The sequence below is a fragment of the Stenotrophomonas sp. 05N423 genome, assembly GCF_056397145.1.
On sequence record NZ_JBFTMV010000002.1, the window covers coordinates 393,709 to 405,541 of the forward strand.

An 11,833-nucleotide genomic window follows, 5' to 3' on the forward strand; every position below is an offset into this window, starting at 1 on the left:
TACCCTCGGGCCCGACCGGCCCCAAATCCGGAGAATTCCCATGGCGCTGGAGCGCACCCTTTCCATCATCAAGCCCGATGCCGTCGCCAAGAACGTGATCGGCGAGATCTACGCCCGCTTCGAGAAGGCCGGCCTGAAGGTCGTGGCCGCCAAGTACAAGCAGCTGTCGCGCCGCGAAGCCGAAGGCTTCTACGCCGTGCACCGCGAGCGTCCGTTCTTCAACGCGCTGGTGGAGTTCATGATCTCCGGCCCGGTGATGATCCAGGCCCTGGAAGGCGAGAACGCCGTGCTGGCCCACCGCGACCTGCTGGGCGCCACCAATCCGAAGGAAGCCGCGCCGGGCACCATCCGCGCCGACTTCGCCGAATCCATCGATGCCAACGCCGCCCACGGTTCGGACTCGGTCGAGAACGCCGCGATCGAAATCGCCTACTTCTTCGCCGCCACCGAAGTGGTTTCGCGCTAAGTAGCAGTCAAAGGTTGAAGCCGTGAACGAGGTCGTACAGTCCCCCGCCGTCCAGCCGCTGCCGAAAACGGCACCGACCGCTGGCAAGCAGAACCTGCTCGACCTTGATCGCGCGGGCCTGGAGAAGTTCTTCGTCGAGACCCTCGGCGAGCAGAAGTTCCGCGCCCACCAGGTGATGAAGTGGATCCACCACCGCTACGTCACCGATTTCGACCAGATGACCGACCTCGGCAAGTCGCTGCGCGCCAAGCTGCAGCAGCATGCCGAGGTCGTCGTCCCCGGCGTCGTGTTCGACAAGCCCTCCGCCGACGGCACCCACAAGTGGCTGCTGGCGATGGGCATTGACGGCAAGAACGCCGTCGAAACCGTCTACATCCCCGACAAGACCCGCGGCACGCTGTGCGTGTCCTCGCAGGTCGGCTGCGGCCTGAACTGCACCTTCTGTTCGACCGCCACCCAGGGCTTCAACCGCAACCTGACTACCGCCGAGATCATCGGTCAGGTGTGGGTGACGGCGCGCCACCTGGGCAACGTGCCGCACCAGATGCGCCGCCTCACCAACGTGGTGATGATGGGCATGGGCGAGCCGCTGATGAATTTCGACAATGTCGTGCGCGCGATGAGCATCATGCGCGACGACCTGGGCTATGGCCTGGCCAACAAGCGCGTGACGCTTTCGACTTCCGGCCTGGTGCCGCAGATCGACCGGCTTTCGGTCGAGAGCGACGTGTCGCTGGCGGTGTCGCTGCACGCGCCGACTGACGAGCTGCGTGAAACGCTGGTGCCGCTCAACAAGAAATACCCGATCGCCGAACTGATGGCGTCCTGCGCGCGCTACCTGCGCGGCAACAAGAAGCGCGATTCGGTGACCTTCGAATACACCCTGATGAAGGGCATCAACGACCAGCCCGAACATGCCCGCCAGCTGGCGCGGCTGATGCGCCAGTTCGACAACGCAGTGCAGGCCAAGGACTCCGGCAAGGTCAACCTGATCCCGTTCAACCCGTTCCCGGGTACCCGCTACGAGCGTTCGGACGAAGAGCAGATCCGGGCCTTCCAGAAGATCCTGCTCGACGCGCAGGTGCTGACCATGGTGCGCCGTACCCGCGGCGACGATATCGACGCCGCCTGCGGCCAGCTCAAGGGGCAGGTGATGGACCGCACCCGCCGTCAGGCCGAGTTCAACCGCCTGCTGCAGGCCCAGGATGCGCTCCCGGCACAAAGGGACGCGCTTGGCTGAGCGCCTGCTCGCATCGGTGCTGGTCCTGCTGCTGCTCGGTGGCTGCGGGCATGGCGCCAAGGCGACCAAGGCGACCAAGGTCCGCTGGGGCCAGCAGATGGCGCAGCCGTTCGACGTGCACGATGACCCGCAGGCGCGTACGCGCCTGCGCTACCAGGAGCTGCTGCGGCTGGCCGGAGACCGGTTCGGCCGGGGCGAACTGGATGCCGCTTTCAATCACGCCCGTTCGGCGCAGAAGCTTGAGCCGGCCAATCCCGCGGCCTATACGATGCAGGCGGTGGTCGAGGGGCGGCGCGGCAGGATGGAGGCGGCTGGCGAGCTGTATCGCCGCGCCGCGGAACTGGCGCCCCGGCAAGGGGATGTGCTGAACAATTACGGTGCCTGGCTGTGCGCCAGCGGGCACCCGGCCGAAGCGCTGGTCTGGTTCGACCGCGCGGTGGCCGCCCCTGATTACCAGGGGCGGGCCGATGCGTTGGCCAATGCCGGTGGCTGCGCGCTGGATGCGGGGCAGCGCGAGCGGGCGGGGCAGGACCTGCGGCAGGCACTCGAACTTGCGCCTGACAATGCCTATGCGCTGGAGTCGATGGCGCGCAGCGAGTTCCAGCAGGGGCGGTATTTCGAGGCGCGGGCGTTCTACCAGCGGCGTCTGGCGGCTGCGCCAGCCACGGTTTCCGTGTTACAACTTGCCATTCAGATAGAAGAACGGCTGGGCGACAGGAGTGCCGTCGGCCGATACCAGCAGCGGTTGCGTGAGGAGTTTCCTGCCGGCGCAACCCCGAATTCCCAGGGCTGATGCATTGTGAGCAATGATCCGGGTATGAACGCTTTAGAGGGGGCGGTGGGCTGCGGGGAGCAGCTTCGCCAGGCGCGTGAAGCGGCCGGTCTGTCGTTGGCGGATGTCGCGGGGCGGTTGCACATGCCGGTGCAGGTGGTTGCCGCGCTGGAGGAGGAGCAATGGGAGCGGCTGGGGGCGCCGGTCTTCGTGCGTGGCCAGCTGCGCAGCTATGCGCGCCTGCTGGGCGTCGATCTGGGCGGGCTCCTGCAGCAGGCGCGGATCGCGCCGGTCGAACCGCCCAAGCTGGTCAGCCATACGCATACGCCGCGCGTCCGCCGCGTAGCCGAGAGCCTCGGTCGCCGGGCGGTGTACGTGGTCATCACTGCCGTGCTCGCGGTACCGGTCTGGTATGCCTTCCAGAGCAAGTTCGGCGATGTCCCGCCCAGCACCGCGTCGTTGGACGTGGTACCGGATGCGGCGTCGGTGGCGGCCGCACAGCACGCTGGTGGTACGGCTGCGGATGAAACCGCGGTACGCCCTGGGCCCGAGCGCGCGCCGTACATCGCATCGATGGCGCCGCTTGCGCGGCAGGCGGCGGAACCGCAGGCCTCCGCGGCATCGCCGGGCTTGGCCCTGGATTTCCGCGGTGACAGTTGGGTGGAAGTCTCCGCGCCGGACGGCTCCATCGTCGAGAAGGCCCTGATCCGGGCTGGCGAGAAGCGCAGTTACGCGGCCGGTCAGGTTGCGCGCATGAAAGTAGGTAACGCCTCGGAGGTCGACTTCCGCCAGGATGGCGGCAGCATCGATCTGGCACCGTATACAAGCGGTAATAATGTGGCCCGCTTTACGGTATCCTCTGACGGCTCCGTGGCGCCGGTTTCGCACTGAAACAAGCGCAGATCAAAACAACAAGGCTCCCCCGGCAGGATTGGAGCGAGAGTTACGCATGGCGATTGACGACCTGCTCGACGAGCATGAACAAGGCGAACGTGTCCGCACCTGGCTGCGCCAGAACGGCGCTGGAATCATTGGCGGAATCATCCTCGCGCTGGCCCTGATCGGCGGCTGGAGGTGGTGGCAGAACGAACAGGTGGGCAAGCTGGCCGAGGCCAACAGCCGCTACGACGCCGTTTCCCGCAGCCTGCAGTCCAAGAACCTGGACGAGGCGGTCAAGGAAGTGGCGGCGCTGGAAGGCAGCAAGGCCGGCATCTATGCCGATCTGGCGGCGCTGGAACTGGCCAAGGCACAGGTCGAAGCCGGCAAGAACGAAGATGCGATCAAGACCCTGCGCGGGTTGAAGGTCGAGGGCGAGTTCAAGACGCTGATCGACCAGCGCATCGCCCGCCTGCTGATCGAGACCGGCAAGCCCGCCGAAGCGCTGGCGCTGCTCGGCAATGCCGACGACAGCGCGGGTCTGGAGATCCGTGGCGACGCCCTGGTGGCGCAGGACAAGCGCGAGCAGGCGCGCGATCTGTACACGCAGTCGCTGGCCAAGCTCGACGTGGCCGCTCCGCAGCGTCGCCTGCTCGAAATCAAGCTGATGGACGCCGGCGGTACCGTCGCCGATCCCGCGGCGGAGAAGATCTGATGAAACTCAAGCATGTCGCGGGCATCGCGCTGGTCGCGGTGGCGCTGAGCGGTTGCTCGACGGTGAAGGGCTGGTTCGCCGGCAAGGATGCCGAAGCCAAGAAGGCGCTGGAACCCGTCGAGCTGGTCAAATTCGAACCCACCCTCAAAGTCGACAGGATCTGGTCGGCGAACGTCGGCAAGGGCGAAGGCCGGATCGGTGTGCGCCAGGCCCCGGCCGTGGCCGATGGCCGGGTCTATGCTGCGGCGGTGGAGGGCGGCGTGCACGCACTCGACCTGCAGACCGGCAAGCAGATCTGGGAATACAAGCCGGCCAAGGAAAAAAAGAAGGCCAAGCTGCGCCTGTCCGGTGGCCCGGGCGTGGGCGATGGTCTGGTCGTGATCGGTACGCTGGACGGCCAGGTGATCGCACTCGACGCGGCTGACGGCAGCGAGAAGTGGCGCGCGCGCGTGCCGGGCGAAGTGATTGCCGCACCGGCGGTTGCGCAGGGCCTGGTGTTCGTGCGCAGCAACGATGGCCGCACAACGGCGCTGGATGCCACCAATGGCGAGCGTCGCTGGTTCAACTCGCAGGAACTCCCCCCGTTGACCGTCCGCGGCAATGCACCGGTGGTGGCCGGCCCGGGCGTACTGTTCATCGGCAACGATGACGGCACGCTGAGCGCGCTTGCGATGCAGGATGGTCGTCCGTTGTGGGAGCAGACCATCGGTACGCCGGAAGGTCGCACCGAGCTGGAGCGCATGGCCGACGTGGACGGCGCCCCGGTGCTGGAAGGCAACAACCTGTACGTGACCAGCTTCAAGAACGAGACCATGGCGATCGAAGGCCCGAGCGGCCGTCCGCTGTGGTCGCGCGACCATGGCGGCGGTGGCGGCGTGGCGGTGTCGTCCGGCAATGTCGTGGTGACCGACGGCAAGGGTACGGTCTTCGGCCTGGACAAGACCTCCGGTTCGGCGATGTGGTCGCAGCAGGCGCTGGCGCGGCGTTCGGTGACCGGCCCGGCGATCCAGGGCGACTATGTCGTGGTCGGTGACTACAAGGGTTACCTGCACTGGCTGCATCTGGGCGACGGCGCCCTGGCCGCCCGCGAAAAAAGTGGACGCGACCGGGTGATCGCGCAACCCATCGTCGCCGACGGCGTCCTGCTGGTGCAGAACGTGGACGGCAAGCTGACCGCCTGGCGGTTGGCGAATTAAGGAGTCCTAGCGATGCTGCCTTTGGTCGCCCTGGTTGGACGGCCGAATGTCGGCAAGTCCACCATCTTCAATGCCTTGACGCGTACGCGTGACGCCCTGGTCCATGACCAGCCCGGCGTCACCCGCGACCGCAACTACGGCGTCTGCCGGCTCGACGAGGACAATCCGTTCCTGATCGTCGATACCGGCGGCATCGCGGAAGAGGAGGAAGGCCTGGCCGGCGCCACCGCGCGTCAGGCCCGTGCCGCCGCCGCCGAGGCGGACCTGATCCTGTTCGTGGTCGATGCCCGCGACGGCACCTCGGCACTGGACGACGAGATCCTGTCCTGGCTGCGCAAGCTGTCGCGTCCAACCCTGCTGCTGATCAACAAGATCGACGGCACCGACGAGGATGCGGTGCGCTCGGAATTCGCGCGTTACGGCTTCGGCGAGATGCTCACGGTTTCGGCCGCGCATCGCCAGGGGCTGGACGACCTGCTGGCGGAAGTCCTCGAGCGCCTGCCGGAAGAAGGCACGACCGAGACCCTGGACAACGATCCGGCACGGGTGCGCATCGCCTTCGTCGGCCGCCCCAACGTCGGCAAGTCCACACTGGTGAACCGGCTGCTGGGTGAGGAGCGCATGATCGCTTCCGATGTACCCGGCACCACCCGCGATTCGATCTCCGTGGACCTGGAGCGCGACGGGCGCCTGTACCGCCTGATCGACACCGCCGGCCTGCGCCGCAAGTCGCGCGTGGACGAGGTGGTCGAGAAGTTCTCGGTGGTCAAGACGCTGCGTTCGATCGAGGAATGCCAGGTCGCGGTGCTGATGCTGGATGCCAGCGAGGGCGTCACCGACCAGGACGCCAGCGTGCTCGGCGCCGTGCTCGATGCCGGCCGTGCGCTGGTGATCGCGATCAACAAGTGGGACGGGCTCACCGACTACCAGCGCGAGCAGGCCGAGACCCTGCTGTCGCTCAAGCTCGGCTTCGTGCCCTGGGCCGAGGTGGTGCGCATCTCCGCCAAGCATGGTTCGGGCCTGCGCGAACTGTTCCGCGCGGTGCATCGCGCGCATGCTTCGGCCACGCATGAATTCAGCACCAGCGAAGTGAACAAGGCGCTGGAAATCGCCTACGAGAGCAACCCGCCGCCCAGCATCCGCGGCCATGTCTCCAAGCTGCGCTACGTGCATCCGGGCGGCTCCAATCCGCCGACCTTCATCGTGCACGGCACGCGGCTGAAGGAGCTGCCGGATTCGTACAAGCGCTACCTGGAGAACTTCTTCCGCAAGCGCTTCAAGCTGGTGGGCACGCCGGTGACCTTCCTGTTCCGCGAGGGCGCCAATCCCTACGAGGGCAAGAAGAACGTGTTGACCGAGCGCCAGGTCAAAGCCAAACGGCGCCTGATGAAGCACGTGAAAGGCCGGAAGTGATCACGCAGGGGCGGCCGCAAGGCCGCCCTTCCTGCTTGTGGCCTGCACATGGCTGGATGGGTTTTCGCCAGCGCCCGGGGCATGGCCGATAATCCCGCCATGAGTATTCGCGAACTGACTCCGGAACAGGCCCATGCCCGCCAACTGGCCGGCGCGTTGGTGATCGACGTGCGCGAGGCGCACGAACGCGCCGGCGGCATGGCCGAAGGCGCGCGGGGCGCGGCCAAGGGTGAACTGCTGGTCGATCCGGCGCTGTTTCTGCCGTCGCCGGAGCAGGAGATCGTCCTGCTGTGCCAGAGCGGCAGGCGTTCGGCCGATGCGGCCGCGGCGCTGTCGGCCGCCGGCTACACCGATGTTGCTTCGGTCGCGGGTGGAACGCTGGCGTGGCGGGCGGCGGGGTTGCCGCTGGTGCAGCCCGAACTCGACGTCGGCGAACGCGACTTTTACGACCGCTATTCGCGGCACTTGCTGCTGCCGCAGGTGGGCGAGGCCGGGCAGCGGCGCCTGCAGCGCGCGCGCGTGCTGGTCGTCGGTGCCGGTGGGCTGGGTGCGCCGGCGGCGTTCTACCTGGCCGCGGCCGGCGTAGGGCGGCTGCGCATCGTCGATGACGACGTGGTGGAGCGCAGCAACCTGCATCGCCAGATCATCCACACCGAGGCAGGGGTCGGCATGCCCAAGGTCGAGTCGGCGCGGGCGCGCCTGCTCGCATTGAATCCGCATATCGAGGTGGAGGCGATCGGGGAGCGGATGACCTCGACCAATGTCGATGCCTTGATGGAAGGCGTGGACGTGGTGCTGGATGGCTCGGACAACTTCCCGCTGCGCTACCTGCTCAACGATGCCTGCATCAAGCACGCGCGGCCGCTGGTGTACGCGGCGATCGAGCGCTTCGACGGCCAGGTCGGCGTGTTCGATGCCGGCCGCCGGCGTGGGCAGGCGCCATGCTATCGCTGCCTGTTCCCAGAGCCGCCGCCGCCGGCGTTTGCGCCCAACTGCGCCGAGGCCGGCGTGCTCGGTGTGTTGCCGGGGCTGGCCGGGGTGATGCAGGCCACCGAGGTGCTCAAGCTGCTGCTGGAGATCGGCGAGCCGCTGGCCGGGCGCCTGCTTCGCTTCGATGCGCTGGGCATGCGCTTCCGCGAGACGCGCGTGCATCCGGATCCCGATTGTCCGCTCTGCGCACCGGGCCGCGCATTCCCGGGCTATATCGACTACGCCGCGTTCTGCGCGGCCAGCGACAGCCACTAGCTGCGGTTCCGGTCGTCGCATGCGCCCTTTGTGCCTGGCGCGAGCTTCCGTGCCACAAGTCATGGCGACTTGTGGACAGGCCTCCCGGTAAGGCTGACCAGCCTCACTGGCCGGGCATGCCGCCGCTGCCTAGTTTCGCTGCCCCGGCTTCATCGCCGACATGATCGGGTAGGAAACATGCAGCACCCCCTGCGCACGGGTACGAAACGATGGCTGGGCCTCTTCTTCCGCCCACGGCGGCGCCGTCACGCCGGCCTGGTGTTCGCGCTCCTTTGTTGCTGCGCCTGCGCCACGGCGCAGGCCGCGGACCCGTGTCCCCAGCTGCGTCAGCAGACGATGGCGTCCGAACTGCCTGTGCGGATAGCGGCCTTCGCCTGCCGCGAGAACCTGGACTGGTTCCGCCCCTTCATCGACGTGGACGGCCGCAGCGGCGGCCTGACCGTCTACGAAGCCGAAGACAGCCCGCTGGCCGATGGCTCCAGCGCATGGCGGCGGGTGGCGGCCTACTGGCGCGAAAGCGGGTTGGCCTATCCCGGCATGAGCCGCTGTGCCGGGTCGTCGTCCGCATGCCGTGCATTCGTTGTTGACACCCCGTGGTCGGCGGCCTTCATTTCCTGGGTAATGCGCCAGGCCGGTGTCGGCGGCTTCCGTGGCTCGGCCCGGCATATCGACTACGTGCGCGACGCCTGGCGCGACACGGGGAATAACCCCTATCGGGCGATGCCCCCGTCCGGCGCGGCGCCGGCCCCGGGCGATCTGCTGTGCTCGGTGCGCGTGGCCACGCGCGCGTATGGCTACCGGCAACTGGCGGGCGTGCTCGATGGGCCACCGGGCGGCCTGCCGATGCATTGCGACATCGTGGTCGGCAGCGTGGACGGCATCCTCTACATGGTCGGCGGCAATCTGCAGCAGGCGGTCACCCTGCGCATGCTGAAACTGGATGCGGATGGCCGGCTTGCCGGGTTGCCGATGCGCGACAGGGCAGATGCCCCATGCAGTCCCGACGTACCACAGGCCTGCAACGCCAACCGCCAGGACTGGGCCGTGCTGCTCAAACTCAAGCCCGGCGTAGTGGCGCTACGCGTGCGTCCGGCCATGCGCCTGGCGTCCGTCGCATCGGAGCTGGCCACTTGTGGCGACAGCGAGGAAAACCCGACGTGCGCTCCGGCGGACAGGGAGGTGCCCGACGAGGTGGCAGGATGAGCCGGTGTCGTGACGCCATGGCCGTGCTTGCCCCGGCACGACGCCAGGGCAATCGTGCGAGGCCCGCGCGGGGCAGGCCCGGGTGTCGCGCCCGGGCGGCCGAATCGGGGACAATAGCCAACCCGTTCCCGTCCCCACGCCCATGACCCTGCCTGCCGAAGCCTCCGCGGCGACCTCCCGCATCCTCGATGGCCGCCGCATCGCCGAAGAACTGCTCGACGATCTGAAGCTGCGGGTGGATGCGCGCCTGGCCGCCGGCGGCTCGCGCCCGGGACTGGCGGTCGTGCTGGTCGGCGGCGACCCGGCCTCGGCGGTGTATGTGCGCAACAAGCGTCGTGCAGCCGAGAAGGTCGGCATCGAAGCTTTCGACTACGACCTGCCCGAAGGCACCACCGAGGCGCAACTGCTGGACCTGATCGACCAGCTCAATGCCGACCCGAAGATCCACGGCATCCTGATCCAGCTGCCACTGCCGGGCATCCCCGACGCCAACCGATTGATCCAGCGCATCGATCCGCGCAAGGATGTGGACGGCTTCCACCCGCAGAACGTGGGGCACCTGGCGCTGCGCGAGTTCGGCCTGCGCCCGTGCACGCCACGCGGCATCATTACCCTGCTGTCGCATACCGACCAGCCGGTGCGCGGCCGCAACGCCACCATCGTAGGGGTCAGCAACCATGTCGGCCGGCCGATGGGGCTGGAGCTGCTGATCGCTGGCTGCACCGTCACCAGTTGCCACAAGTTCACCCCACGCGACGAACTGGAGCGTGCGGTGCGCAACGCCGACATCCTGGTGGTGGCAGTGGGCATCCCGCAGCTGGTGCCGGGCGAGTGGGTCAAGCCGGGCGCGGTGGTGATCGACGTCGGCATCAACCGGCTGGACGACGGCCGACTGGTCGGCGACGTAGGCTTCGAGGCGGCGTCCCGTCACGCCAGCTGGATCACCCCGGTGCCGGGCGGCGTCGGCCCGATGACGGTGGCCACGTTGATGCAGAACACCATCGAAGCGGCCGAAGCGGCCGGCTGAACCGGCCACCGGCAATGCCGGCTGCCAGCCGGCAAGCAGGAAGCCCTGCCGGATTTCACGAGGTTGCCGGCATTGGCCGAACTGCTGAACGACGCACGCCGGCGCGACACTGCGTCGCACCGGCCCCCTGCCATCGGCGCCCGAACAAGGGTAAAATGACGCGCTTCCCCACATCTCGGGTATGCCGATGCTGCGCATCCAGGCTGAAGCACTGACCTACGACGACGTTTCGCTCGTCCCCGCCCACTCCACGATCCTGCCCAAGGATGTCGATCTCGGCACGCGGCTGACCCGCGGCCTGCGGCTGAAGCTGCCGATCGTCTCGGCGGCCATGGATACGGTCACCGAATCGCGTCTGGCCATCGCTATGGCCCAGCTCGGCGGCATCGGCATCATCCACAAGAACCTGTCGCTGGAGCAGCAGGCGGCCGAAGTGGCCAAGGTCAAGAAATTCGAGTCCGGCGTGATTCGCGACCCGATCACGGTCGGCCCGGAGACAAGCATCCGCGAGGTGTTGGCGTTGACCCAGTCGCACAACATCTCCGGCGTGCCGGTGGTGGGCAGCGACGGCCTGCTGGCCGGCATCGTCACCCACCGCGACATGCGCTTCGAGACCGAGCTGGACGATCCGGTCCGCCACATCATGACCAAGAAGGACCGCCTGGTCACGGTGAAGGAAGGCGCGGCCTCGGACGAAGTGCTGTCGCTGCTGCATAAAAACCGCATCGAGAAGGTGCTGGTGGTCAACGACGCGTTCGAACTGCGCGGCCTGATCACCGTCAAGGACATCCAGAAGAAGACCGACAACCCGAACGCGGCCAAGGACGCGGCGACGCGCCTGCTGGTCGGCGCGGCGGTGGGCGTCGGTGGCGACACCGATCGCCGTGTCGAGGCGCTGGTCGCCGCCGGCGTGGACGTGCTGGTGGTCGATACCGCCCACGGCCATTCGCAGGGCGTGCTGGACCGCGTGAGCTGGGTGAAGAAGCACTTCCCGCACGTGCAGGTCGTCGGCGGCAACATCTGCACCGGCGAAGCCGCGCTGGCGCTGCTCGACTGCGGCGCGGATGCGGTCAAGGTCGGCATCGGCCCGGGTTCGATCTGCACCACGCGCGTGGTCGCCGGCGTCGGCGTGCCGCAGGTCACCGCGATCGACCTGGTCGCCGAGGCGCTGCAGGACCGCATCCCGCTGATCGCCGACGGCGGCATCCGCTATTCCGGCGACATCGGCAAGGCGCTGGCTGCCGGCGCGTCGACGGTGATGATCGGCGGCCTGCTGGCCGGCACCGAGGAATCGCCGGGCGAGACCGAACTGTTCCAGGGCCGTTCGTACAAGAGCTACCGCGGCATGGGCTCGCTGGCGGCGATGGAGAAGGGCTCCAAGGACCGGTACTTCCAGGATGCGGCCACCGCTGACAAGCTGGTGCCCGAAGGCATCGAAGGCCGCGTGCCGTACCGTGGCCCGGTCGGCGGCATCATCCACCAGCTGATCGGCGGCCTGCGCGCGACCATGGGCTATGTGGGCTGCGGCAACATCGAGGACATGCGCAGCAAGCCGAAGTTCGTGAAGATCAGCGGTGCCGGCCAGCGCGAGAGCCACGTCCACGACGTGCAGATCACCAAGGAACCGCCGAACTACCGCGCCTGACGCGGGACGAGCAAAGAGGAACGAGGACCGGCGTC

Annotated in this window: 11 protein-coding genes; all 11 read left to right on the plus strand. The window is 67.7% G+C overall.

Features of this window, described 5'->3' with window-relative positions:
* Positions 1-40 precede the first annotated feature (40 nt).
* The 11 genes from ndk (at position 41) to guaB (ending at position 11,798) form a co-directional block, all read left to right on the plus strand.
* A complete protein-coding gene (gene ndk / locus AC1DGW_RS05655; protein ID WP_005409295.1) occupies positions 41-466 on the plus strand; it encodes a nucleoside-diphosphate kinase in 426 nt (141 codons plus the stop codon).
* Between the two features lie 22 nt (positions 467-488).
* A complete protein-coding gene (rlmN, locus tag AC1DGW_RS05660) occupies positions 489-1,706 on the plus strand; it encodes a dual-specificity RNA methyltransferase RlmN (RefSeq protein ID WP_478020372.1) in 1,218 nt (405 codons plus the stop codon).
* On the plus strand, positions 1,672-2,499 hold the full coding sequence (pilW, locus tag AC1DGW_RS05665; protein ID WP_478020374.1) for a type IV pilus biogenesis/stability protein PilW: 828 nt from the start codon (positions 1,672-1,674) through the stop codon (positions 2,497-2,499). The genes rlmN and pilW overlap by 35 nt, the downstream gene beginning before the upstream one ends.
* 6 nt (positions 2,500-2,505) lie before the next feature.
* Entirely contained in the window at positions 2,506-3,369 is an 864-nt protein-coding gene (locus AC1DGW_RS05670; RefSeq protein WP_478020376.1) for a helix-turn-helix domain-containing protein, read from the plus strand.
* A 58-nt stretch (positions 3,370-3,427) separates the two neighbouring features.
* Positions 3,428-4,069, plus strand: coding sequence for a YfgM family protein (locus AC1DGW_RS05675; protein ID WP_478020378.1), 642 nt, complete (start codon positions 3,428-3,430; stop codon positions 4,067-4,069).
* A complete protein-coding gene (gene bamB / locus AC1DGW_RS05680) occupies positions 4,069-5,265 on the plus strand; it encodes an outer membrane protein assembly factor BamB (RefSeq protein ID WP_478020380.1) in 1,197 nt (398 codons plus the stop codon). The genes AC1DGW_RS05675 and bamB overlap by 1 nt, the downstream gene beginning before the upstream one ends.
* A gap of 12 nt (positions 5,266-5,277) precedes the next feature.
* On the plus strand, positions 5,278-6,678 hold the full coding sequence (der, locus tag AC1DGW_RS05685) for a ribosome biogenesis GTPase Der (RefSeq protein WP_478020384.1): 1,401 nt from the start codon (positions 5,278-5,280) through the stop codon (positions 6,676-6,678).
* A gap of 99 nt (positions 6,679-6,777) precedes the next feature.
* A complete protein-coding gene (gene moeB / locus AC1DGW_RS05690) occupies positions 6,778-7,923 on the plus strand; it encodes a molybdopterin-synthase adenylyltransferase MoeB (protein WP_478020386.1) in 1,146 nt (381 codons plus the stop codon).
* 336 nt (positions 7,924-8,259) lie between these two features.
* The gene (locus tag AC1DGW_RS05695; RefSeq protein ID WP_478020389.1) at positions 8,260-9,126 is read left to right on the plus strand and encodes a DUF2272 domain-containing protein; all 867 of its coding nucleotides are present in this window, start codon (positions 8,260-8,262) and stop codon (positions 9,124-9,126) included.
* Between the two features lie 142 nt (positions 9,127-9,268).
* Positions 9,269-10,153 carry a bifunctional methylenetetrahydrofolate dehydrogenase/methenyltetrahydrofolate cyclohydrolase FolD gene (gene folD / locus AC1DGW_RS05700; RefSeq protein ID WP_478020391.1) on the plus strand — a complete coding sequence of 295 codons (885 nt, stop codon included), beginning with the start codon at positions 9,269-9,271 and terminating at the stop codon, positions 10,151-10,153.
* Positions 10,154-10,340: 187 nt separating this feature from the next.
* Positions 10,341-11,798 (plus strand): IMP dehydrogenase, encoded by a 1,458-nt coding sequence (gene guaB, locus AC1DGW_RS05705; protein WP_478020394.1) that lies wholly within the window; start codon positions 10,341-10,343, stop codon positions 11,796-11,798.
* Positions 11,799-11,833: the final 35 nt, after the last annotated feature.